The following is a 22,041-nucleotide window of genomic DNA, read 5'->3' on the forward strand; positions in this document are numbered from 1 at the left end:
ATGAAACACGAACCATCCAGTTATCTTTTCCGTTTTTTTGTGATCCACTTCCGCGACAGGATTCTTCAGAGAATTCTCGATTCGGAAAATCCCCTCAAACAACTCGCGAAGGTCTGCGCGGGGCTTTTGTTTTTGAACGGATTTCTTTTCGTTTTCTCGATCAAAGATTTATGGAGAGTTCCCGATTCGAATCTTTATGAAAAACCTTCCGTCTTATACGGATTAAACGATAAAAACGAATACGAACCGATCGCCGAGTTCTATCGATTCTCCCGCGTCGTATTAAACATCAAGGAACTTCCTCCCGAAGAGGACGGCAAACCGAACAAGCTGATCCGCAGTTTCGTTTCGACCGAGGACAACAATTTTTATTCCCACTGGGGCTTGGACCTGCGGGGAATTTTCCGCGCGTTTATGGTCAACCTTCTCGCGGGAAGAATCAAGGAAGGAGCGTCGACGATCACGCAGCAGGTCGCGCGTCTTAAATTCTTAAACACGGAAAGATCGTTCTTGCGAAAAGCGAGAGAAGCCTGGCTCGCACTTCTTCTCGAAGCGGTGTTCGACAAAGACACGCTCATGGAAATCTATCTCAACGAAATTCCTCTCGGCCACGGAACGATCGGGGTCGGAGCCGCCGCGAGATTCTACTTCCGCAAGGACGTCAAAGAACTGACTTGGGGAGAATCGGCCCTTCTCGCGAGTTTGACCACGAGACCGACGGAATTTTCCCCCTTGGTCAACCCGAATTCTTCCAGCGCGAAAGTCCGAGTCGTTTTCAAAAAGTTCGTCGAGAACGGAATCCTCGACATCAAAACGGCGGAAAAAGAATACGACGCGTTTTCCGAATATTACATTACTCTAAACCGTTCTCCGAACGACTCCGCGTTTTCCGATCGTCTCAACCGCTTTCCGTATTTCACGGAATACGTTCGTAAAAACTTAACTCGTTATATCCCGAAGACGACTTTGTACAGCGGCGGCCTCAAGATCTATTCCACGCTCAACATTCAACACCAAACGCAGGCGGAAAAGGCTTTGTATGCGGGACTCAAAGCGCAGACGGCGCTTTCCAATCAAAGAACGTTCACAAAGATCGACGCCTTCGACGACGCGTACGGAGAAATCTACGACATTCTCGCGATGATCCACGACGTTCCCGAATTCAAGTTCAAAATTTCCAGATCGGTGCGGACGTTCAGCAGAGCCTGGCAGGAAGACTTACGCGACGAACTCAGCGCGCTCAATCTTTTGAGCGGAACCGAATCGCTGGGCGAAGCGATCGAGTGGAGTTACCGCAGTCAACAAACGGAAGACTTTCTTCTTCCCGTGGAAGGGGCGTTGATCTCGATCCGTCCCGACAGCGGTTATATCACGGCGATGGTCGGGGGTTCCGGTTTTCGGTCGGACAACCAACAGATACGAGCGTTTCAAGCGTACAGGCAACCCGGCTCCGCGTTCAAGCCGCTCGTGTATGCGGCGGCGATGGAATACTACAATCAACATCCCGATCCGAAAAAGAACGTAACGGCCGCTTCTCTTTTTTCCGATTCTCCGCTTCAATACGTATTGGAAGACGGCGATGAATGGAATCCGTCCAATTACACGGGAGAATATTCAGGATTTATAAAGTTACGCGAAGCGCTTGAACTTTCCCGAAACAGCGTCGCGGTGCGCGTTCTTGAACACACCGGAATCAGCAACTTAATGCCGAATCTGGAAAAAATTCTCCAGATAGAAAATAGATCCATACCGAGAAACTATTCGATCTCGCTCGGAACCTTCGAAGTGTCTCCGTACGAACTTGCAAGAGCGTACGCGGTACTCGCGTCGGGAGGAAAACAAGTCTTCCCGTTGAGCGTTCTTTATGTGGAAGACGGTTCAGGCAACGTAATCAAAGACTTTCGAGAAGAAGCGGGCAAACAGGAGAAGAAACAAATTCTTTCTCCCGAAGTTTGTTTTATTCTTACTTCGATGATGGAAGACGTGATCAAAAAAGGAACGGGGACCGGAGCTTCTTCCTATGGACTCAGCCGACCCGCCGCCGGTAAAACCGGAACGACGAATAACTTTCGGGACGCGTGGTTTGCGGGTTATACGGCGGATCTTGTGAGCGTTGTCTGGCTTGGTTACGATACGGGAACTCTTTCCATGGGCCGGGGAATGTCGGGCGGGGTCGTTGCGGCTCCGATCTGGGGAAGATTTATGTCCAACGCACTTTCTCGCGAGAAGTCAAAGTCCTTTCACTTCGGAGAAACGGGCGTGGTCCGCAAAACGATCTGTTCCATCTCGGGAAAACTTCCGGGGTCTCATTGCAATCAAACGGAAGAAGAATACTTCACCAAGGATACGGTCCCTAAAGAAGTTTGCGACGATCACAGAGGAGCGGGTTTTATTCCCGAACCGGAACCGGAACATCATTCTTCCCATCAAACCAAAGTTAAAAAGAAGCAGAAAACCAATATTTTCCAGGGCGACGATGATTTGATTCGGTAATTCCGAACAAAAATACTTGTCGTTTTGGGATTGAATACACAAATAGATTTACGGCGTGTCCCGAAGAGCAAGGGGCAGGTTTGGATTGCTAGCAGGAGTTTTAGATGGCCATCGGCAAGGAAAATAATAACAGCGTAATCGGTCCCGGGTCCATTTTTGAAGGGAAATTTTATATCGCGGGTTCTCTCCGCATCGACGGAAAATTCGAAGGGGAGATCAAAACGGACGATACCCTCTACATCGGAGAAACCGGTAAAGTAAGAACCAATATCGCCGCTCGCGAAGTGACCGTTTCCGGAACCATGATCGGAAACATCAAAGCCGAGAACGAAGTTCGTCTGGAAGAAACCGGAAGACTTTTAGGAGACATCATTGCCCCTGCCCTCCACTTAGCCAAAGGCGTGGTAGCAAAAGGAAACATAACGATCACCGGCGGCCAAAAGAAAGACGTAAAGAAAATCGTGGAAGAATCTTTCGGCGGAACCCGCACTTTGGATAACGGAAAGGACGAATAAGTCCTTTTTCTTTACTATAGGAAAGGCTCTGAACGGGCCGATAATCTTCCTGTATGATCTTCAAAAAGCCCAGACAACTGAATGCGGGGAAGGAACTCCTTAGAACGGACAACTTCACCCTGATCTATCTGGGTGCCTTTCATTTTCATTATTCCTTTTATTTCAGAGGCAATCTTTATCACGGGAATCTCGACTTTCGCAGAAAAAGGTTCCGTCTCATTCCCATCTTCGCATCGGCCGCTCTCTTTATCGCCTTCTTAGGATTCGGAATGAATCCGAGCAACGCGATGATCGATTCTTCCGGAAAAGAAATTACGGAGAACGATTCCGAGGATCTCAAGGCGAAATCGGGTGATGAAAAGTTTCTCGAAGAATCGGAAAAGGCAAAACTTACGATTCTAATGGCGAAGGAACTCAAAAATCCTTCGGAAAAAAAGAAACAACTCAAGGTAACGACTTACCGCGTAAAACGAAATGAAACGTTAGCCGAAATTGCGACCCGATTCAAGGTTTCCATGGAATCGATCGCGGGTTCTTCGAACATCAAAATCGACGACACTTTGTATCCGGGTCAAATATTAAGTATTCCGAATAAACAAGGGCTTCTCTACAAGATGAAAACCGGAGACACAGTCGCGAAAGTGGCCAGTCTCTACAAGGTCAACTTGGACGAGATCATGCTCGAAAACAAACTGGACGATCTCGACATTCTCCGACCGGGACAAAAAGTATTCTTACCCGGAGCGGTCATTCCCGATCCGGCTCCGAAGTGGGTGATTCCGGTCGCTTCCCGAATCGTGACTTCCAACTTCGGATTCAGAACTTTCCCGAGAAGAAAGTTCCACGAAGGTCTGGACTTAAAGGCCTTCTACGAACCGATCGCGGCCGCAAGAAACGGAAAAGTCATCTACGCTGGATGGATGGGCGGTTACGGAAACGTGGTCGTGATCGAACATACGGACGATTTCAAAACTCTTTACGCACACAATTCCAAGTTGTTCGTACAACGCGGCGACTACGTTTTAGCCGGAAAGAAAATCGCAAGATCCGGTTCCACCGGTTATTCTTTCGGTCCTCACCTTCACTTTGAAGTCATCAAAAACGGTCAACCGGTCAATCCTTCTAAATATCTCAAAGGTCTTACGTTCCGCAAGGGCGGACCAACCCACTAAGCTTCGATCCGGATTCGTTTGTCGTAACGAGGAAGTAGGAACTCCTGCGCGCTACGGCGATTTCTGTAGAATGTGGGAACTACCGCTTTTTCTTGGAGTTCTCGACTTCACACAAATCCTTTGTTTTTCGAAAAAAAGTAGGAACTCATACGTCATCCGGAGAGAATTTTTGATCGCGCGAAAATTGTGGGAACTACCACAAAAACCGATTTCTTCCTCGGTGGGAGTTCCCACATTTCTCACTGCAAAACATTCCTGAAAGCGGGAAATATCGTTTGCAACTTGTAAGAGTTCCCACACATCTCTTCCGGAAAATTCTCATTCACAACTCGAGAATTTGATTTCCATTCTCCCGACTTTTTCGAAAGATTCTCCCAAATGAAGAATTTGATTTTCTTGTCCCCGATTCTACTTTTGTTTTTCAGCTTCGGCTGCAAAACCCCTTCCCTCGAAGAATTACTCGATCAACGTCTGATCAAAAATTACGATCAAACCGAAACGCTCAACTTATACTACGCGACGCTTCGCGCGCAAAACTCGAGCGCTCAAAATTCATGCAGCGATTCATACTTCTTAACGACCGGAAATCAGGAACTCAAAACCGGATATTGTATCGTAAACGTTCCCGCCAATCACGAGGTAGGAGCTCTTCCCGCCGGACTCGGAAGTCGGGAGAACTACTTTCAATTTCTCGGCCATAAACCCTTTGAAAACCGGGACGCGCTCGTCGAGGATCTCAAAAAAGATCCTTTCGACGAGGTGCTCGTCTTCGTTCATGGATTCAACGTAAAGTTCGAAGAAGCGATTCTGCGCGGAGGACAAATCCGATACGACCTGAAATTCCCCGGAAAAATCGTAATCTTTACTTGGCCCGCGGGAAGCGAAGCCGGTTTGATCAATCAGGTTCTGCTCAAAGGAACCTACGAAAAAAATCTCTCCTCCGCGAGAAGCTCCCGAGACGAATTTAAGAATTTTCTAAAATCCCTGCAAAAGGTCGGTAAGAAGGTTCATCTCATCGTACATTCCATGGGACATCAAGTCGTTCTACCTGCGTTAGCCGAAATCGGGAAAGAATCGAAACAACCCGCCGTCCAGGAATTGATTCTGAACGCACCCGATTTCGATTCGGGAGAATTCAGACTTCTTTCGGATTCGCTTTTGAAAGCCGCAAAACGGACGACGCTTTACTGTTCGCCCGGCGACAGCGCGCTTCAAGCGTCCGCATCGGTCAATCAAGGAGGACGTCTCGGTTCCTGCGTGATCCTTCCGGGGATCGACGTAGTCAATGTGAACCCGGTTGATTCTTCCCTAATTTCACTCGGTCATGGATATTATTCTTCCAAACCGCTCTTAACGGACATCTATCAGATTCTACTTGGAGTAAAAGCGGAGAAGCGATTGTTTATCCGCAAATCCGCCGGTAACGAGAACTACGTTTTGCGGAATTGAAAAAACGAAGATGCGGAATCGAAGTCGAAGTCGATTCTGCCGATTGCAGACGAATCGAATTGCGCGGGATCGGAACCCGATTCGATTCCGGAAGAATGCGGACTGCGCGGATATTACGGACCGATTTTTTTTCGAAACTAAAAACGCGCGCTCCACAACCTTCGTCATGAAACACGCGTTCAACGAAATGATTTTACTTTTTTCAACGAGTGTTCGTCGTATTCTCTCTATGATACTTTAACAATCGAAAAATCGCATATCCTCCCGGAATCATCGGAAGCACCGCGGTGTAAAGACCTGAAAAATAATATTCTCCTACGGTCTTATAATAATAATTCGGCATATCCCGAATCAAGACTCCGTTGATCACCTGCGAAAACGGCTCGGGAGAATTGGGTTGAATGCTCGGCTCAAGAAGCGGAAAGATAAAATGTGTGAATTCCGCGCACCCGGGACCGATAAAGATAAACCACGCGATAAAACCCGCCAAAGGAATTCGAAGAAATAAACCCAACGCGGTCAACATATAGATCATCGGACCGAGCAAAGTGAACACGATCACGAATCCTTGTTCGCTCCAAGCGATCCCGAAAAGACGGCTCATCGCCGGACCGAAACCGGTTAGATATTCCTCGATCATATGAATCTGTAAGCAGACTACGGTAAGCACAAATAACGGGAGAATGACCCGAGGTTCCACCGGCCGTTTCAAATACGTGAAATACCAAAAGATACCTCCGATCAATCCCGAACCTCCGACTATAATCACCGGAGGCAAACCGATTTTAAGATAACCGAGCGTGCTTACAACAATCGTAAAAGTGAGAGCGGCGACCGCGCTCAAATGTTTTTTCCAAGTTTGTGTTTCCATCCGTAACACCCCTTCCGTATTTTTTATTCCGTTTCCGATTTTGTTTTTAGATTCGCGAGATTTTGTTCGATACGCGCAAGAACCTCCATCGTAACCGTAAGCTGTTCTTTATTCAGACCGATCGCCACATCACCTAACAATGATTTAGCGATTGGAATCAGCTTTTCCTTGAGGCGTTTACCGCGCTCCGTCAGAAAGATAAGCCGATTTCTACGATCGTTTTCAGATACAACCCTCCGAATCAAACCGTCCTCTTCCATCGCGTTCAAGAACCGCGTGACCGTAGTTTTATCCTTCAAGGTTTTTTGGGAAATTTCGTTCTGGTTCATTCCGTCCGATTCCCAAAGCCGATTGAGAATCACCCACTCTTCAGGCGTGATCTCGAATCCCGCGTTCTTAAAACGATCCTGCAGCTCCAACTTCATCACGATCGCGGCGCGATTGATCCGGTAGCCGAGAGTATTCTCGATCAAAAACTCTTTCATAATTAGATGCATAATACAACTAATTCCAAATTCGTCAAGCACGGAATTGGATCGAATTCGATTTTTTTTACATCGACCCTGTCCTGATTCAAAGCCGGACATAGACTTGTTCCCGAACAAATCCGAACTCGATAGCGGATTCGAAATCCGCAAGGGAGCAGAAAAACGGTTACCGATTCCCTACTTCCATTTTTTCGCGAAACAGGCGTTACCTGAAATTCACTCCCGCTTAAGAGATATAAAAAACGAAAATCAGCAAAAAGGAAACGGGATGCTTGTTCTTATCGTTGAAAGAGAAACCGAAACGGAACGGCGCCGTTTTGGAAGTCCGAACGCTCAAAAGGCCAGGGAATAAATTAAAAATCCGATCAGGATTCTCCCTAAAAAATGAGTCTAACGTAAAAGCTTGTAACAGGATCGAAATCGTTTCGCTCCCTTTTTTTTCTTTTCCGGCTAGGGGCTCGGAGAAAACTGGGAAGAGCGTTTGGAATTCCCACGAGGGGAAAACATAATTTTACCATAACTTTTTCCGTCTTTTGACAAATATCTTGTTGAATTCGGGGTTATTTTTAGTAACTAATGAATATGCTTCAGAAACCCAAAATTTTGGTCGTTGAGGACGAGATCATCGTTGCAGTCAACCTAGGCCAAAAGCTCAAAAAGTTGGGTTACGAATTGGTTGGAATTACTTCTTCGGGTGAAGAGGCGATCCAAAAGGCAGAGGAAAATCACCCGGATCTTGTCTTGATGGATATCAATATCGAAGGCAACCTGGACGGGATCGAAACCGCCGAAGTTCTCCGAAACCGCTTTCACACCCCCGTTATTTATCTTACCGCTTACGCCGACGAAAACACCTTAGACAGAGCCAAAAAAACACAACCCCTCGGATACATCGTAAAACCTTTCGAGTCGGATCAGCTTCGTTCCTCCATAGAAGTAGCACTTTATAAAAACGAAATCGAACAGCGCTCCAAACAAACCGAGGAAAAACTCAAAGGCGCGTTAGACCAGCTCGGTGCGGGAATTGTAACGACCGACGAAAACGGATCTCTTCTTTTTATGAATCCTGCGGCGGAAAAACTCATCGGTTGCAAATACGAAGATTATCTCGGCAAACCGATTCAAGACATTCTCTTTTTCAAAGACAGAACGGGCGACGCAGTTGGAAACGTAGTGGAAGAAGTTTTGAAATCCAGACTTCCGAAAGAAAACGGAAATCTTCTTCTTGTTTCCAAAAACGGAAATAGCCAGGAAGTACAGCTCCAAAGTTCACCGATCTTAGGAACCGAGGAAAAACTGACGGGAACGTTCAACATTCTCCGGACCAAAGAACAACATACGACCGCCGGAGAAAAAGACACCTACCTCAAAGAAATTCATCATAGAATCAAAAACAATCTCACGATCATCTCCTCCATCTTCAGCTTACGTTCGGGCCAAGCCAACGGAGAATCAAACGACGTCCTCCGTGAAAGTCAGAATCGTCTGCGCGCCGTCGCGCTTCTTCATGAAATTTTATACGAAAGCAAGGATCTCTCTTCGATCAGTTTCGAGCTGTATGTGAAAAAACTCACCGACGCGCTTTTCGAAATCTATCAGGTGGATCGGGAAAAGGTTCGACTCGAACTGAACATCCGCGAGGGAAAAGTAAAAGCGGAGATCGGAATGAATCTCGCTTTGATCATCAACGAACTGATCACGAATTCTTTAAAACACGGATTGGCCGATTCCTTATCCGGGTTGATTCGGATTCATTTCACGAGGGAAAACGAAACGCTGACGCTGGAAGTTTCCGATAGCGGTGCGGGCCTCCCGGAAGAATCCATCCGAAATCGGAATCCAAGCTCGCTTGGCCTATCACTTGTGGAATCTTTGGCGAAACAAATCGGCGGAAAAGTCGATCTTTTGAATCGGGAAGGCGCCTGCGTTAAGCTGCATTTCCCTGCTTCCGCTTAAAAACGCGGGAACTCCCCACTTTTTTTTCTCCATAGAGGCATCTACGTCCTCTAAAAGCCTCTTCCATTCTTCCTTTGGATGTTGATGGCGAATCTTTTCCCAGCTGATAATCATCCCAAACCCTCTTTAAGATAATGAGAATCATTCTCATAATTTAAAAACTGTCCAGCATTTCTTGAGCTCAGGAATGACTTGTAAGAATTTTTTTCCCTCCGAAACTGACCGGGATGAAAACCCACTTTGAATTTTTTGAAATCGTCGCAAGGCCCGAAGACAAAACCGCCATTCTTTATTTGAACCGCCCGGACAAGAGAAATGCTATGAACTGGCCTTTCTGGAGGGATTTACCGGACGCCGTTGAGGAAATCAACGCGAACTCCGACATTCACGCGTTCGTCATTGCTGCACGCGGAAAATCCTTTTCCACCGGTCTCGATTTGGATTCGTTCATCCAACAATTCGGCAACGTGATCCAAGCGCCTCTCGGCGGAGACCGCAGAAAATTCTTCGATCTCATCTTAAAAATGCAGAAAGGAATCAACGCGGTCTACGATTCACCCAAACCTTCGATCGCGGCGGTTCAAAAACATTGCATCGGCGGAGGGCTCGATCTCATCTCCGCTTGCGACATCCGTTACGCGACCACAGACGCTTCCATCTCGCTTCGCGAAGCGAAAGTCGCGATCGTTGCGGACATGGGTTCCATCAATAGACTTCCCGCAATCATCGGACAAGGTCATACGAGAGAACTGGCTCTTACAGGTAAGGACATCGACGGGATCGAAGCCGAAAGAATCGGACTCGTTACTAAGGTTTTTCAAACGGAAGAAGAGATGATGCAAGCCGCGCTAGCGACCGCGAAAGAAATCGCGGAGAATCCGAAGATCGTCGTGTCGGGCGTTAAGGATGTAATGCGCTTTGCGGAAGGAAAACCGCTCGAAGCCGGTCTGAATTATGTGGCACTATGGAACTCGAGTTTTCTCGATTCCGCGGATTTTAGAGGAGCGATGCAATCTTTCAAGGAGCGCAAACGCCCCGTCTACAATCAAAACTGAAGTTTCGTCTTAAGCGTAAAGGTCCAGGATTCTTCTTTGTCCCTCTTCCTTGGAATTCTGGACTCCCGCTTCCACGGCGAGATGCAACATCTTTCGATTTAAGTCGCTTTGAGCCTGAAAGATTTCCTTAGGTAGATTCGCTACCCTTTCCAAAAGTAAACTCTGGTTTGTGTTTCCGTTGATGTTCATAAATTCCCTCTTCCGAGAATTTCGGGGTTTTCTTTCTTTTTCCCCCAATTCTATTCTCGGTTGATAAATAGAAAACTTGATTATTTTTTGAAAATTTTTAACCTGTCCAAACTGTGAGTTTCCCTACACTGATCAGATCTGCGATTCAGAGGGAGAATCAAAGAGAATTCACGAAAGCTTTCAACCTCTACAAGGAAGCTCTTTCCTTCACCACAAGTCCGAAAACGATCTTAAAGATCCGAAATCGTCAGGCTTGGTGCCAGTATCATATCGGAAATACTCGAGAGACATTGAATCTCTTTCACGAGATCATCACTCAATATCCGAACGAACCTGGCAGCTATCTCTACTATTCCAATTATCTCATCAAGGTTTCCAATTTCAAACAAGCAAAGAAGATTCTTACCAAAGGAATCGAACTTTATCCGGATCAACTCGAGTTGTATCTGACTCTCGCTTCCCTATTGAAAGACACGGACCGTTCGAACGAAGCGATCGCGGTTTTAAAACAGGCGCTGGCTCAGGAAAAACTTTCGAGAGGAAGGGGAATTCTCCGTAAGGATATCTGGGCGGAACTCGGACATCTTTACTATCAAAGAGGAGATTACAACTCCGCTTTGGTTTCTTTGAAAACTTCCATGAGAATGGACAGCGACGAGAATTTTCTGCACTACGACATGATCGCCCAGTGTTATCTGAAAGTCGCCGATCATAAAAACGCGTTGAAGTTCATCGACTTATACATACAATATTTCGGAGAGTCTGATTCGGACATTCTCATCATCAAAGCGAGAGCGCACGCACAACTCGGAGAAAGTCATTTGGCCTGTGCTTCCCTTTTACAGGCGTATTCGATGGAAAACGGATTGAAACTGAACGCGGAAGATATGGTGGACTTTGCCCCGCTGCTCCAGACCGGGTTTTTCGATACATTAGAGAACGTTGAAATAGAAGAACCCTGACCGTTTTTCCGAGAATTTCTTGACTCCGTTCCTCGTTCCTGTCTCATATTAGGTCCGGTCCGGATACAACATCCGGATTTATACGCACGGCTCTTAGTTCTTGAAAAAGTTTTCGCCGATAATATCGGGAAATACAGATATTTGCAGAAAACCTTGGACAAGCTAAAGCAGATCGATTAGCCGAAACGTTTTAAATCAATCCACGCGGGAGAATTCTATGAAATTGAAAATCACGGCGACGATTCTACTCCTCTTATCCTTCGGATTGCTCGCGCAACCGAGCCCGGAAGCGATCAAGATCGTCAATTCTTTGAAATACAAAACCGGAAAGGTAACGTTGGGAGACGGGCTCGCAACCTTGAACGTTCCCTCTAACTTCCGATACATCGACGGGGCGCAGAGTAAACTCGTTTTGGAAAACGTCTGGGGGAATCCGCCCGGAGCGGAACCGCTCGGAATGTTGTTTCTAAAGAATGAAACACCGATTAGCCAAAACTTCTCTTATGCGATCAGCATTTCCTTTTCCGAAGAAGGTTATATCAAGGACGACGACGCAAAGGACATGGACTACGACGACCTTCTCGACGAGATGAAAGACGACATGAAGGAAGCCAACGAAGCCCGCAAAAAGGAAGGTTACGAAAGCGTCGAATTGGTGGGTTGGGCCTCTCCTCCGTTTTACGATGCTAAGACCAAAAAACTGCATTGGGCAAAGACCTTGAAGTTCGAAGGTTCTCCGGTCGATACATTGAATTATAATATTCGAATGTTGGGGAGGAAAGGCGTTCTGATCCTGAACGTAATCGCCGACATCGACAAACTTTCTTTGGTCAATGGAGAACTCGACTCGATCGTAAACTCGACCGAGTTCAACGAAGGACATCGTTACGCCGACTTCAATCCGGGTCTGGATACGGTGGCCGCGTACGGGATCGGAGGTTTGATAGCGGGAAAAGTTTTGGCGAAAGCGGGCTTTTTCGCTCTCTTATTAAAATTCTGGAAAGTGATCGCGTTAGCCGTAATCGGCGGATTGGGCGTGCTGAAGAGGTTTATCTTTAAGGAAAAGGAAACTGCGGCTCCTCCGAGTAACGATTCCAACGCTTAACGGAATCTTTGCGTTCACGAATAAAAACCCTTTCACGGCAGGGCTTCCGGAAGGGTTCAAGAATCTTAATATTTGCCTAAAATGAGATTCTACGGTTCGGAGAACGCAAAGTCACTGAGGAATCTTCGGCCCCAACTCGATCACGAGTTGTTCTTCCGGAACGGTAAGATCGATCTTGTCGATTTTCTCAGGCATTCTTCCGGACAAAACGTCCTCGGTAAGATTTTTGATCTTAGGAAGAATCGTCTCGTCCGTGCAGTTCGAAATCGAGATGATGTTCGGTAGATCTCTTCCCCAAGAAAAACGAATTCCGGGGCTGTCCACAAAAAAGGATTCGGTAATACCGTCTCCTTCCTTATCGATCATGGTGAATACCGTGGAATCTCCCGTAACGACTACCGCCTTTTTGCCGTTTTTCATCTTCTCCGCTTTGACGCGCGTGTTCGTCATCTCGCGGTTCCAAAGATAATAGTATAATTTCCTAATTTGAGAATCGATCAGTTTGTCTCTCGCGGACTTAAACAATTCCCCGTATTTTTTGCCGACCTCTTCCTCTCCTTTCATCTGACCGTCGGGTTCGCGCGGAGTCGTGGAATGAAGATAAAAATCGGGAACACCGTTGATCGTATTCGTATAAAACGCCTGATCCTTTCGATCGCCCGGATACGGATTGGTGGATGAAGCGGGGTTCCTTAAGAATTGAATGAGAACGTTTCTTCTTTCGTTTACTTTCTTGCGGAGTTCTTCCGCACGGAAACGAATCGAAGTCGTTTTAGGTGAATCCTTTCCGTAAAACCGTTCGGACCGTTCCAATTCTCCGCTGACCGCACGTTCGGAAGAATAACTTTTCAAAAGTTCCTCGTCGTATTTCAAAAGAAGATCGAGCTCCTTCGTCTTTTTCAAAGGTTCCGCCGAAACCTGACTCGCCTCGGCGTTGTTAGTCGATCCATTTCCGGAAACCGCGGCGTTTGAAGAAGAAGTCGCGTTCGAACTGGAAACGTTCTGCTGACCGGAACCTTGCGGACTTTCGGAGGATTTGTTCGGACTTACGGTCCGTTCCGATTCGGGAAGTCTGTAGTATTCCGATTCCAATTCCCGGAGTCTCGCGTAATTGGAAATCTTCACGAGATATTCCTTTTCCTTCTCCCGTATCTTGTTCGGATCGTCGTATCCGTCCTTAAGTAACGTTAGTTGTCCTTTGTAGATGATCATCAAAGTCGCTTCGGAAGAATCGCGGTTGGGATTGGTTTGCGGAAGGGATTTTCCCTCTTTGTCCACGAGCTGTATAAAATGAAATGCGAGTCGATCGGTCCGAAAATCGGTGATATTGAGTAGATCGGGAGAAATCTGCAGATCGGAAGAAGACGAGACGCTTCCCCCGAGAAAAAACAGGGTGAGAAAACAAATCGTGAGCGGCTTCGTTTTGCCGATCGGAAACAAGCGACCCATAAAATCGGATTTCATCTTGTTTCTAGTATCGGCTAAAAAACGGACGGAAAGAGCGAATCAGTTCCTTTTATGGGTTAAATTGAGAGAATATTCCATTCCGGGAATGCTCTCCGATAAACCGTCGAGCCTATATTCTAGGCTTTGAATATCCTGAAAATTCTCGAAAACGGTTTTTTCCAGAGCAAGAAACGTGGAATCCAAGAGGGCCATCTTTTTACGGGCGATTTCCTTTTGTTTTTCTTCCTCTTTCATGTTCTGTTGAACGTAAGTATAATCGATTCTAAACTTCATCCCGGAAAGGATTTCCTGAAGCGTCGATTTTCTGAAATCCAAAATCAAAACGTTTCCGGTCTTCCAGATCGCTTTTACCGCGTATTGTATCTCGGGCAAACGCTTTAGGTTTTTATAATGTTCTCCCTTTCCGCTTTCAAGTGTCTTATCGAAATACGAGGATTCGCTGATTTCTCCGATCAGGGTCATCGTCTTGTGACGGTATTCTTCGTCTTCGAGAAGAACCTTTCTTTGAACCGGAAATACCTGACGTTCTCCGTCCGATCCGTAGATCGTGATCGTCGTTCTCGGATCTCTGTTTCCCACGTCGTAAAGGGAAAACGGAACGAGTGTGACGAAAGGGCTATTGCCCGCGAGAATAAAGGACGTAAAAAATAATACGACTCCGATCCAAGCGTAGGTCAGAAAAAGGGTTCGTCTGGAAACTCCGTCTTCGGTGGCGGTGCGGAACAACCAAAGATATCCGAGATTGATTTTTACTCCCGCGGCCTTGATCGCTTCCCATGCCGCGTCTCTGATCGCGATTGCAGATTCTTTAATTTTTTGCCAATTCATATCCCCGGATTCCTTCTACGATACTTTTCGCTATCTTTACTTGCAGACTTTTGCTTTGCAAAAGTTTGGATTCTTTTTCATGAGAAAGATAACCCATTTCCACGAGAACCGCGGGCATGAGACTTCCTCGGAGGACCGAAAAATCCGCCTTTTTCACTCCCCTGGACAGAATTTGAGGTTGGAGCTTTTTTTTCATCTCCGATTCCAGGGACCTGGCTAAGATTCTGCTCCTTCTTTGGATGAGGGAGGACATCATTCCCGCCTGGATTCTTTTCACGGCTGAGGTTCCTTTGGGCTTGAGAATCCGGTTTTCCAACAGCGCGGTTTCCCGCGCGGATTCTGTGGAGGCAGTTTGCGAAAGATAATAGATTTCGAAACCGTTCACATCCTCGTTGATGGAGGAATTGCAGTGAAGACTGATGAACAAAGCGCTTCCCTTTTTTTTGAGTTCCCGATTGGCGATCGCGGATCTTTGTTCGAGTTCCACGAACGTGTCGTCCGGTCTCGTTAATACGACTTCGATCGACGGATAAACCTTTTCGAAGAACTTCTTGAGAATTTTGGCGACTTGAAGAGCGACCGTTTTCTCGTTCGTTCCGTCGTTCGAGGCAGTCCCCGGGTCCTTTCCTCCGTGTCCAGCATCGATCAGAACGGTCTTGATTCCGAGTATTTCCGCGCCCGGAAGAACCTCCAACTCCAACACGTTTTCCTTATATTCGTAACGAACGTCCTCGGACATGAGTTGTACGAACAAGGCTTCCACGATTTCGGGTGGAATCAGAAAATCCTTTTCCTTATACAAAATCGGAACGGAGATTTTTTCGATCGTTTGATTGAAGGTGTAAAAGGAGGAGCCTACCCGAAAACGGATTTCTCCGGAAGGATGTTTGATCGAACCGACAAAGGTCGCTGGATTGAACGAGGACTTTAGGGAAGGAAATTCCTTTTGAACGTCCTCAAAGCGCACATAACGTTCGGAAGCCTGCGTGGGAATGGAGACCTTGGCCGCAAGTCCCCACGCGTTGGAAAAGAATAGGATCAGCCCCCAAAGATAGATTTGATTTTTTGCCAAATCGAACCTTTTTTCTTTTTGGAATCTTCTCTTTGAGTGTCGTTGATATCGAACAGATTCCGTTTGCTCTTGTCGTAATTCTTATTCGTCTGTTGGTTTCTGTTCTGATTGCGGTCGCGATTTTGCTGATTGCGTTGTTGATTTCCGCCGCCCTGTTGTTGACCGCCATTCGGCTGACGTTGTTTGTCCTTGCCGCCTTGAAAACGATGTTGATTCTTATTGCCTTGTTTATTGCCTTTCGGTTCGGAAGATAAAACGGAATCGGCTTTTTGCAGAAAAAATTCCGCCTCTTGAATCGCGGCGGCCGGTTTTTTCTTTTGGGAAGAATCTCTTGCGGGAGAATGAGAACGGGTATGACTTGCGTGACGTTTGTCCCCTCTTCTGTCCCGATCGTGTTTGTGAGGAGCGCGTTCCCCTCTTTCGTGAGGACGTCTCCCGTTTTGTTTGAAGTGAGTTTCCTTTTCCCGATCGTAGGAATCACCGCCCACGAAAGGCTGAAAATCACCCGCAGGAAATTGAATATATTCTTCCTGAACGTCCAGAACGTCGATCTTTTGTTTCAGATATTTTTCGATCTTTTCGAGTTCCACGTAATCGGACTCGGAACAAAAACCGATCGCCTTCCCTTTTCTTCCCGCTCTTGCCGTACGTCCGATTCTATGAACGTAGTTTTCCGTGTCTTGCGGAAGATCGTAATTGTAAACGATGTCTATGTTTTCGACGTCGATCCCGCGGGAAGCGACGTCGGTCGCGACCATATAACGGTATTTGCCCGATTTGAAATCCCGTAAAAGTCTCAGTCTTTTTTTCTGATCCAACTCGGAGGAGATTCCAGTGACGGGAATTCCGTATTTGCGTAGAGTATGAACGATCTTGGGAATATTCGCTTTATAATTCGTGAATATGATTCCCTGACCTTCTTCCTCCGAGTTGACGATCAGATTGGTCATGTAAGGAATTTTTTCCTCGCGTCCCAAGTGGACGATCTTCTGATCGATTCTTTCGGTGATGATCTTTTCGGGATTGATCTGAATTTCAACGGGTTCGTTTAAGAAGCGATAGGCGAGACGCATCACTTCCACGGATAAGGTTGCGGAGAACAGCAAGGTCTGCTTGCGATTCTTACATTTATGAAGAAGCCAACGGATGTCCTGGATGAATCCCATGTCGAGCATTCGATCCGCTTCGTCTAGAACGAAGAACTCGACGTTGGATATGTCGATGGAACCGGACTTGATCATGTCGATCAATCTTCCCGGAGTCGCGACGATGATTCCGTTCAATCCTTCCAAATCCTTGTTTTGGGATTTGTAATCGGTTCCGCCGATGATCGGCACCGCGCGGATTCCTTCCGAATGTTTCAGAAGTTTTTTGGCTTCGTCCGAAATTTGCATCGTAAGTTCTCTTGTGGGAGCCAATACGAGAGCGGAAACGCCTTGGATTTCTTTGGTAAGAATGGTGTGAATGACCGGCACTAAAAAGGCCACGGTCTTTCCGGTTCCCGTTTGTGCGAGACCGGTGATGTCTTTTCCTTCCAGCCCGTGCGGAATCGATCGTTCCTGAATCGGAGTGAGTTCGGTATAACCGATCTCTTGAATGGCTGAAAGTAATTTAGGATGTAGCGAAAGTTCTTCGAATTTCATGTGTGCAGCTTCTGAGCGATTAAGTGGAATGTATCACCGTAACAGGTGAGGTCTGAGAGACGTGCAAAAAGGCGGTGACTCAGTGTTTTTCCTCTCCAGCCCCGATCACGGGACGGGTGGTAGGACATCGGTTTCTTATACTCAGTCTTAAAACCGTATCCTTTCAACATTTTTTTCAGGGAGGCTGGGCTGTAATCCCAAAAATGGTCCGACGGATGCGTGCGGAACCATTCTTCCGGATTGGTTTGAAAGGTCGGACCGTATAAGGAAGGCAGTCCTAAGAACAGAAATCCTCCGGGTTTGACAAGACCGGTTAACTTTTCGAACACGAAGTCCGCGTCCGGAAAATGTTCCACTACGAAGAAAGCCGCAACGACGTCGAAAGTAGACCCTTGTAAAACCTTCTCCCCTAAAAAAGAATCGCAGAGAACGTCGAGCCCCAAAGTCTTTCGGGAATATTCGACCTCTGCGGGAGAAATTTCCAAACCGCTCACCTGATAACCGACTTTCTTTGCTTCGTCCAAAAAGAAGCCTGCGGCCGAACCGAGTTCGAAAAGAGCGGACCCTTTCGGGTCGTGGAGCTGACCCAAGATCGCGAGCCGTTTTCGGGCAAGAGCGCGCAGGGAAACCTCGTCTTCGTAGTAGGTCTTTTGATACTGATTTTTATATTCTTCTAAAAAATAAGAATCCTTGTATTCCCGGGTTTTGGCCGGTTTGTAAAAACAAACTCCGGTTCGTTTGCAGATCTGATAGTGTTCGGGATACTGCGGATGAGGAATCAGCTCGAGTTTCGGATACATTCTCTGGATCTAGTGAAACCGGAGGGGAAAAGAAAGAAAATTCCTTTTTTCGAAACTGCTTGAAAAATCGAGTATGACAATCTTTTTGGAAGGATCTTCCCTATTCGGCAAGAAAGAAGCACATGAGCATTCAAAACAAAATCGAATCCTTAGGTTACAAACTTCCTCCCGCTCCGCAAGCGATCGCGGCGTATATTCCCGCAAATCGTTCGGGAAATCTCGTATTCACTTCGGGACAACTTCCTCTCAAAGACGGTCAACTGATGCAGGTTGGAAAACTGGGAGAAGGTCTTTCCGTCGACGACGTCAAGGAAGCGACGATCCAAGCGAGTCTCAACGCAATCGCAGCGGCTGCGGCAGTTTGCGGAGGTCCGGACAAACTCGTTCGAATCGTGAAGATCGGAGTCTTTGTCGCTTGCAGTCCGAATTTTACCGAACATCATCTTGTCGCGAATCACGGAAGCAACTTTCTTCTTTCCGTGTTCGGAGAAGAAGGACGTCATGCGCGCTTTGCCGTGGGAACTCCTTCGCTTCCGCTTGGATCGCCCGTGGAAGTGGAAGTCACCTTTCAGGTTGCAGATGCTCCGTAATCTCTGGAGAGACGTTCAATGGAGCCTGCGTTCCGTCCCTCTTCTCTTGAGAGAATGGCTCACATTTTATCTTTCGTTTACGGGGAGGTTCACCGAGTTTTGGAAGGAAAAATCCGTCTCGGAAAAAGCCCTCTTTGTCGCTGTAACTCTTCAATTGTTATTCAGTCTTTCGACTTGGATCGAATACACGATCCATTTAGGCGGAGAAGAAACGGAAGGACTTCGTGTTTCGTCTAACTTCTATTTTATCTTTTTGTCGGCCGGGGTTTTCTTTTTCGGATCGTTCTGGCGTTCTCATTGGCTCGGATCGTTGTTGTTGAGCGTTCAATTTCTTTTGGGTTTGGGCGCGCTTGCGGGAATCTTTTTTCCCGAAGCGTTCTTTGTGAGCTTTTTGCGCGAAGAAGATTACGTTTTCAGTTGGAAGTTCTACGCGTTTTTGGGCGCCTGGGGAATTACGACTCTTCTTTCACTCAATCAATTCTTTCAGAAAGATTAGACGCGTGGGCTCAAGGCTCGCACTCTATGAGATCGTTCGACTGGGCGGTGCCGCGTAGCGGCCCGGGCTCGCAGCTTCGGTCAATAAATTGAATCCGTTTTTGAATTCGCGAAATCATTCAGGAAAATCAATTTATTGACCACGCTTTGATCCCTACCGCTTCTCCGTAAGAGAAGCGGTGCTGAGTTCAGCGAACGAAGTGAGTGACCGCGTGAGAAGCGGTGCTGAGTTCAGCGAACGAAGTGAGTGACCGCGTGAGAAGCGGTGACGACTTCAGCGAACGAAGTGAGTGACCGCGTGAGAAGCGGTGACGACTTCAGCGAACGAAGTGAGTGACCGCACAAGTTGCGCGAACCCGTATGAGTTCCTACATTTCGGATTTTCACAAGTGTTCCGACAAGAGATTCGGAAAAAGCTTGTATCAAAAAACTTTTTAGACCTGCACTGTTCCGAAAAAAATCCGAAACCAGAGGGGTATGTATCCACGTATTCCATTAAGGAAAACTAATATAATCCCAAGCCGCCTGTTGGGAGGGAATCATCGTACAGTTGTGTTTGCTGTTCTCGTCCTGACCCGCGCAGCGATTCGTAGTCAATCGTTGTGTTCCTCCGAACGGAGCGGTTCCGCTGTCGGCGTCGGTAAGGGCGCCGTTCATCCCGAAGGCGCTTTGCCACGTATCCGTAGCCTGATTCGAATTTCCGGAAAAATTCGTGACACCGTCTCCGACATGGATCAAACCGAAAAAGAACGCGGAAGAGGTCAGGCCGCTCTGAGCCAACCAAGTCGCGGGAGTCGCCGAAGCGATATGATAATCCCCGACGCCGCTGTAAATCGAAACCCTTCCGATGGCTTTGATCTTTCCTTGAAACGCGGCGTGTCCGCTTCCCTGCGAATGGCCGCCGAAATAAACCTTGTTCCAGTTAACGGAATCTCCGTTTAAAAACTGTCCCCAACCGTCGTTCGGACGTTTGACGACGAGATATTGAAGTAGCTTCAACAAACGACCGTCGATGGAATTGTTCGTATCGACGAAAACGACGTTCGTCTTATCGACTCCCGTAATGATTTCCTCTCTCGCATTCCCGAAACAAGCGGGAGAACTTCCCGCACCGTTACAAAGAACGTTGATCGGTTCACCGTTCGGATACATCAAACCGACGCTGTGATAACCGCGGGCCGCGCCTTCCTGAATGAGTTTGGAAACGCCGATCGGAGTTCCTCCCGAACCCGGCAAAAACACGGTAAGAATATTTTTTACGGAGGAAGAAGGAACAAAAATCAAATGCGGGTCGTTGTATCGCGGCACGCAGGGAAACGTAAAACTCGGCAGAACGAAAATCCGAGTCAAACCGTCGACCGTATCCACGCGGGGTGCGTTCTGATATTGTGTACATCCCAATACGCTCAACAATGCATATCCGGTGAAAAGATCCGCATTCGGATCGTCTTCTTTGTCTTGAAACCGTTTACAGGAGATCGTCGACGAAAGAAAAAGAAAGGAAGAGAAGAGAAGGATTATGATCGTTTTTTTATATTCTAAATGATTCATATAGGTAAGTTGTTGAATCGAAACTCCTTTCGAACTAAAAACCGTATTTCCGTTTGAGAATAGGCGCCGTCAAATCGCTCAAGCGGACTTTTTGAAGCCCGTTCTCGTCGAAATTGCCGGGATTTAACCATTTCAAAAACGCTTCTTGAATCGCCGGCCATTCCTCGTCGATGGCCGAAAACCAAGCGGTATCGCGGCTATGACCCTTTAGAACATTGGCCTGTCTAAAAATTCCTTCAAAGGACAATCCGATTCTTTGTGCCGCGATCGCGGAAGGCAAGTTGAGAGCGTTGCATCTCCATTGATATCTTCTATATCCGAGTTCGAACGCGTTCTTCATCATAAGATACATCGCTTCCGACGAAACCGGAGATTGTCGCATGAACGGAGAATACGCCAGATGCCCGACTTCGATCGAACCGGCTTTCGGAGAAATCTCCGCGTAACTAGCAAGTCCGACGGCCCGATCGGAAGACAAGTCGAAGATCGCGAAAAACAACGGATCTTCCGTCAGACACGTATTCTTCATCCATTCTTGGTATTCGTCGAACGTTTTAAAAGGTCCATAGGGAAGATACGTCCACATCGCCCCTCCGGCGTCCAACGAATTGGCAGAATAGAGCGATTCTGCGTGCCTTTCCGGATCGAGAGGTTCCAAGCGGCAGAATCTTCCTTGTATAGTTTCCTTTTTCGGGAGCGACGCAGGTTTCCAATCGGGAAGCGGGGTTCCGATCGGTTGTCCCAAAGAATTGGCAAATCGTGTTTCTAATTCGGAGGATTGGATTTCTTTCATTTAGAATCGGTTACAATATTCTTCTTTTGAAAGGAAAAAAACATCGGCGACGTTTTTCCCCTTTCCTTCATTCAAACATTCAAACTTTATGATATTTGCGGTTCAGTCGAAAATTCCGAGATCCATCTTGGCTTCTTCGGTCGCCATTTCGCGCGGATCCCATTTCGGAACCCAGACCACCTCCACTTCCGCGTCGGAGATTCCTTCCACACGAAGCGCATGATCCTTGACTTGTTGTTTCATTTGAGGTCCGGCTGGACAGGCCATGGAGGTGTAAGTCATGTCGATCTTCGCCTTATCGCCTTCGACTTTGATTCTATAGATGAGACCGAGTTCCGCGATGGAGATTCCGATTTCGGGATCCTCCACTTTTTTTACTTCTTCGTAGATCTGTTCTTCCAATGCGTTTGTGGGGGCTTCTAACATTTTCTCACTCTCCGTTTTTCTATTTCATTTTCCCGACAAACCGTGTGGGAACTCTTACGATCCGAAGGGGACGGCGACCAACGGTGACTTGTGGGAACTCATACAATTTATCGACGACCGC

General features: G+C 47.1%; 21 protein-coding genes and 1 pseudogene. 10 read left to right on the top strand and 12 right to left on the bottom strand.

Annotated features, from left to right (window positions below):
* From LFX25_RS14365 to LFX25_RS14380, 4 genes are all read left to right on the top strand, one after another.
* The gene (locus LFX25_RS14365; RefSeq protein ID WP_238730846.1) at nt 1-2,493 is read left to right on the top strand and encodes a penicillin-binding protein 1A; all 2,493 of its coding nucleotides are present in this window, start codon (nt 1-3) and stop codon (nt 2,491-2,493) included.
* A gap of 104 nt (nt 2,494-2,597) precedes the next feature.
* Nucleotides 2,598-3,008, top strand: a complete 411-nt coding sequence (locus tag LFX25_RS14370; RefSeq protein WP_118956141.1) for a bactofilin family protein — start codon at nt 2,598-2,600, stop codon at nt 3,006-3,008.
* Nucleotides 3,009-3,061: 53 nt separating this feature from the next.
* Nucleotides 3,062-4,180: a peptidoglycan DD-metalloendopeptidase family protein gene (locus LFX25_RS14375; protein WP_118956140.1), complete on the top strand. Its 1,119-nt coding sequence runs from the start codon at nt 3,062-3,064 to the stop codon at nt 4,178-4,180.
* 378 nt (nt 4,181-4,558) lie between these two features.
* Nucleotides 4,559-5,629, top strand: a complete 1,071-nt coding sequence (locus LFX25_RS14380; RefSeq protein ID WP_238730847.1) for an alpha/beta hydrolase — start codon at nt 4,559-4,561, stop codon at nt 5,627-5,629.
* A gap of 202 nt (nt 5,630-5,831) precedes the next feature.
* Here the strand turns inward: LFX25_RS14380 and LFX25_RS14385 are convergent, their stop codons facing one another.
* Together LFX25_RS14385 and LFX25_RS14390 are read right to left on the bottom strand one after the other, a co-directional pair.
* Nucleotides 5,832-6,500 (bottom strand): hypothetical protein, encoded by a 669-nt coding sequence (locus LFX25_RS14385; protein WP_238730848.1) that lies wholly within the window; start codon nt 6,498-6,500, stop codon nt 5,832-5,834.
* Between the two features lie 23 nt (nt 6,501-6,523).
* Entirely contained in the window at nt 6,524-6,985 is a 462-nt protein-coding gene (locus tag LFX25_RS14390) for a MarR family winged helix-turn-helix transcriptional regulator (protein WP_238731615.1), read from the bottom strand.
* Between the two features lie 579 nt (nt 6,986-7,564).
* Between LFX25_RS14390 and LFX25_RS14395 the strand changes: the two genes are divergently transcribed.
* Entirely contained in the window at nt 7,565-8,944 is a 1,380-nt protein-coding gene (locus LFX25_RS14395) for a histidine kinase dimerization/phosphoacceptor domain -containing protein (protein WP_238730849.1), read from the top strand.
* A gap of 15 nt (nt 8,945-8,959) precedes the next feature.
* Here LFX25_RS14395 and LFX25_RS20995 read toward each other — a convergent pair.
* Nucleotides 8,960-9,058: pseudogene (locus LFX25_RS20995) on the bottom strand (LIC12628 family protein); the annotation flags it as partial.
* Between the two features lie 113 nt (nt 9,059-9,171).
* Between LFX25_RS20995 and LFX25_RS14400 the strand changes: the two are divergent.
* The gene (locus LFX25_RS14400) at nt 9,172-9,999 is read left to right on the top strand and encodes a crotonase/enoyl-CoA hydratase family protein (RefSeq protein ID WP_238730850.1); all 828 of its coding nucleotides are present in this window, start codon (nt 9,172-9,174) and stop codon (nt 9,997-9,999) included.
* 9 nt (nt 10,000-10,008) lie between these two features.
* Here the strand turns inward: LFX25_RS14400 and LFX25_RS14405 are convergent, their stop codons facing one another.
* Nucleotides 10,009-10,188, bottom strand: coding sequence for a hypothetical protein (locus LFX25_RS14405; RefSeq protein WP_118956466.1), 180 nt, complete (start codon nt 10,186-10,188; stop codon nt 10,009-10,011).
* A 113-nt stretch (nt 10,189-10,301) separates the two neighbouring features.
* Here LFX25_RS14405 and LFX25_RS14410 point away from each other — a divergent pair, with 113 nt between their 5' ends.
* Nucleotides 10,302-11,150: a tetratricopeptide repeat protein gene (locus tag LFX25_RS14410; protein WP_135574622.1), complete on the top strand. Its 849-nt coding sequence runs from the start codon at nt 10,302-10,304 to the stop codon at nt 11,148-11,150.
* A gap of 217 nt (nt 11,151-11,367) precedes the next feature.
* A complete protein-coding gene (locus LFX25_RS14415) occupies nt 11,368-12,255 on the top strand; it encodes a DUF2167 domain-containing protein (protein ID WP_238730851.1) in 888 nt (295 codons plus the stop codon).
* Nucleotides 12,256-12,366: 111 nt separating this feature from the next.
* Here the strand turns inward: LFX25_RS14415 and LFX25_RS14420 are convergent, their stop codons facing one another.
* The 5 genes from LFX25_RS14420 to LFX25_RS14440 are packed head-to-tail and all read right to left on the bottom strand — an operon-like array spanning nt 12,367 to nt 18,065.
* Entirely contained in the window at nt 12,367-13,719 is a 1,353-nt protein-coding gene (locus LFX25_RS14420) for a hypothetical protein (protein WP_238730852.1), read from the bottom strand.
* 42 nt (nt 13,720-13,761) lie between these two features.
* Nucleotides 13,762-14,550 (bottom strand): LIC_10740 family protein, encoded by a 789-nt coding sequence (locus tag LFX25_RS14425; protein WP_238730853.1) that lies wholly within the window; start codon nt 14,548-14,550, stop codon nt 13,762-13,764.
* Nucleotides 14,531-15,622 (bottom strand): N-acetylmuramoyl-L-alanine amidase family protein, encoded by a 1,092-nt coding sequence (locus LFX25_RS14430; protein WP_238730854.1) that lies wholly within the window; start codon nt 15,620-15,622, stop codon nt 14,531-14,533. Before LFX25_RS14430 ends, LFX25_RS14425 begins: the two co-directional genes overlap by 20 nt.
* Complete coding sequence (locus LFX25_RS14435; RefSeq protein WP_238730855.1) at nt 15,589-17,265, bottom strand: DEAD/DEAH box helicase; 1,677 nt, start codon at nt 17,263-17,265, stop codon at nt 15,589-15,591. The genes LFX25_RS14430 and LFX25_RS14435 overlap by 34 nt, the downstream gene beginning before the upstream one ends.
* On the bottom strand, nt 17,262-18,065 hold the full coding sequence (locus tag LFX25_RS14440) for a class I SAM-dependent methyltransferase (protein ID WP_238730856.1): 804 nt from the start codon (nt 18,063-18,065) through the stop codon (nt 17,262-17,264). Before LFX25_RS14440 ends, LFX25_RS14435 begins: the two co-directional genes overlap by 4 nt.
* Before the next feature lie 122 nt (nt 18,066-18,187).
* Between LFX25_RS14440 and LFX25_RS14445 the strand changes: the two genes are divergently transcribed.
* Nucleotides 18,188-18,655: a RidA family protein gene (locus LFX25_RS14445; protein WP_238730857.1), complete on the top strand. Its 468-nt coding sequence runs from the start codon at nt 18,188-18,190 to the stop codon at nt 18,653-18,655.
* Nucleotides 18,645-19,151, top strand: a complete 507-nt coding sequence (locus tag LFX25_RS14450) for a hypothetical protein (protein WP_238730858.1) — start codon at nt 18,645-18,647, stop codon at nt 19,149-19,151. Before LFX25_RS14445 ends, LFX25_RS14450 begins: the two co-directional genes overlap by 11 nt.
* A 494-nt stretch (nt 19,152-19,645) precedes the next feature.
* On the opposite strand, the gene LFX25_RS14455 is transcribed toward LFX25_RS14450, so the two are convergent.
* The 3 genes from LFX25_RS14455 to LFX25_RS14465 all read right to left on the bottom strand — a co-directional run bounded on the left by LFX25_RS14455 (nt 19,646) and on the right by LFX25_RS14465 (nt 21,920).
* Nucleotides 19,646-20,701, bottom strand: coding sequence for a BPSS1187 family protein (locus LFX25_RS14455; RefSeq protein WP_238730859.1), 1,056 nt, complete (start codon nt 20,699-20,701; stop codon nt 19,646-19,648).
* Between the two features lie 34 nt (nt 20,702-20,735).
* Nucleotides 20,736-21,494, bottom strand: a complete 759-nt coding sequence (locus tag LFX25_RS14460; RefSeq protein ID WP_238730860.1) for a GNAT family N-acetyltransferase — start codon at nt 21,492-21,494, stop codon at nt 20,736-20,738.
* A 102-nt stretch (nt 21,495-21,596) separates the two neighbouring features.
* Complete coding sequence (locus LFX25_RS14465; RefSeq protein ID WP_238730861.1) at nt 21,597-21,920, bottom strand: metal-sulfur cluster assembly factor; 324 nt, start codon at nt 21,918-21,920, stop codon at nt 21,597-21,599.
* Between the last annotated feature and the right edge of the window lie 121 nt (nt 21,921-22,041).

The sequence above is a fragment of the Leptospira sanjuanensis genome, from assembly GCF_022267325.1.
Classification (GTDB): domain Bacteria; phylum Spirochaetota; class Leptospiria; order Leptospirales; family Leptospiraceae; genus Leptospira; species Leptospira sanjuanensis.